The 1,921-nt window shown below is 68.6% G+C and carries 2 protein-coding genes; both read right to left on the reverse strand.

The window, feature by feature from the left end:
• Positions 1-605 (reverse strand): hypothetical protein (locus EB084_24475; protein NDD31419.1); only part of this gene is annotated, 605 nt, incomplete at its 3' end.
• Entirely contained in the window at positions 602-1,912 is a 1,311-nt protein-coding gene (locus EB084_24480) for a hypothetical protein (protein NDD31420.1), read from the reverse strand. The genes EB084_24480 and EB084_24475, both read right to left, overlap by 4 nt.
• Positions 1,913-1,921: the final 9 nt, after the last annotated feature.

Genomic DNA, 1,921 nt, shown 5'->3' on the forward strand with positions numbered 1-1,921 from the left:
CGCCACTGCATCTCGGCCCATGCTGAGAAGACAGAAGACGAATCCTCGATTTGAGGAAGCCATTCACCACCAAAATCCTCCGCGAGCGTCGCATTCTGCGCGTGCCCGTCGGAGCCTGACGCGTCGCCTCCGCTTCGCGCGCGCCGCGCCGCATCGTGAGCGCGCCCCCCCCCACCACGTGCGCTCGCACTCCGCTCGCCCGCGTCCCGCTTCGCATCGGGCGTGCCCACGCGCCCCGCGCGCATCGACGCATCATTCGGCAGGCCGCTCACCACCCGCTCGGTGGTCGCGGCCGACGTGCCCCCCGCGCCGCCCACACCCATGTCAACGGCGCCTGCGTGGCCCTTGAAGCCCTTCCGCGAGCGGGCACGTGGCGGACCGTGGGCCGCGATGAAGGTGGCAAAGACACGGTCGAAGATCAGCCGGGCGGAACGGGTGTGCGCAAGGGTGATGCCGAGCATGCATCCGAGGCTCTCGCGGTCGGTGGCGAGATCACCCGTCTCGACGAGCACCCGTCCCGCGTCGACGAGACTTGCGGGAGGAACCGCGATGCCCGCAACGCGCAGCCTGGCCACCAGCGAGGCCAGCCAACGTGCCGCGGTCACGCGCCCCGCTCCGCCCCCCCAGGCAGCAGGTCGAGGAGGTCCTTGTCGGGCACGCCGTCGATCTGCACCAGATCGTAGGGAACATACGCCTCGATCCACCCGCGAAAGACCTCGAAGAGCGCCGGATCGGCGCGCAGGAGATCCGCAAGCCCCTCTCGCTCGCGATCGAGCGCCGAGGACACCGCGGGAGGCATGGCAAGGCTGCGAGGAACCGACAGCACGATGAGCGGATGCGCCGCCCCGCTCCCCTCCCCCGCCTGCGATCCCTGGCCGGCAGACAGCTCGGTTACGTCGCCGAGCAGCGCGTGGAGCGCCCACTCGAGGGTGGTGTAGAGACGCGCTTCGAACTGCAGGCCGATGTCGACCAGACGCGCGTCGAAGCCCTCCGCAGTGAGCGCCTGCATCAGATCTTCATCGTCCATCGACGCGTACCCCGAGCCGCCAGAAACCCGGCCCTGTCGTAGCAGAATGGGAAGAACGACGCCCCCATTGCCCCGCATGCGCGGAGCCGTCCCCGCGAGGAAGTCGCCCTCACCGCGCGTTACATCGACCGCGCAGACCACAACGCCGCTTCCCGCGACACGTGGCGTGGCGCCGACCCCTCGCGCCTCAGAGGAAGATTCACCCACAGACGCCGCTGCTCCACCCACAGACTCCGCTGCTTCACCCACAGACGCCGCTGCTCCACCCACAGACGCCGCTGCTCCACCCACAGACTCCGCTGCTCCACCCGCGAACTCCGCTGCTACACCCACAGACGCCGCTGATGCACCCGATGGCTCGACGCCTTTCCCATCGATGACCGCGAACGCGCGGTCGAGCGCCTCAGTGGCGGTGGCGCAGTCAGCGATCTCGGTAGCAAACCGGCTGCGCGCACCGTCGAGATGATCGGCCATCGACTTGAGACCGCCCCCGCCCGCACCGAAAGCCAGCGTCGTTCGCTGGGTGATCCAGAGATTCGCCAGATGGACAAGCTCAGCCGAAGGCGCCGAGGTGACGAGCCGCAGACCGCACGCGGGATGGTCGCGGTGCAACCGGTTGAGGTGGGCGTGCAGCACGCTGATCACGGGCGTGCCCTGCCACAGACCTGCGGCGCGATCGCGCAGCCCGTCGAGGGTGAGGTTCGCGCGCAAGAGGTAATCATCTCTCAGGAACGAGAGCGAAGCCGCAACGAAATCACTGAGACGCCGATAGCGCCCCAGCGAGACCAGGGTGCGTCGATGTCGGGAACGAACGTCGTCGATGGACGATGAAGATCTGATGCAGGCGCTCACTGCGGAGGGCTTCGACGCGCGTCTGGTCGACATCGGCCTGCA

This window comes from Pseudomonadota bacterium, from assembly GCA_010028905.1.
Classification (GTDB): Bacteria; Vulcanimicrobiota; Xenobia; order RGZZ01; family RGZZ01; genus RGZZ01.

Excerpts from the sequence above, each read along its gene's own strand:
- EB084_24480 (NDD31420.1), bottom strand. The coding sequence starts at position 1,912 with ATGTCGACCAGACGCGCGTCGAAGCCCTCCGCAGTGAGCGCCTGCATC.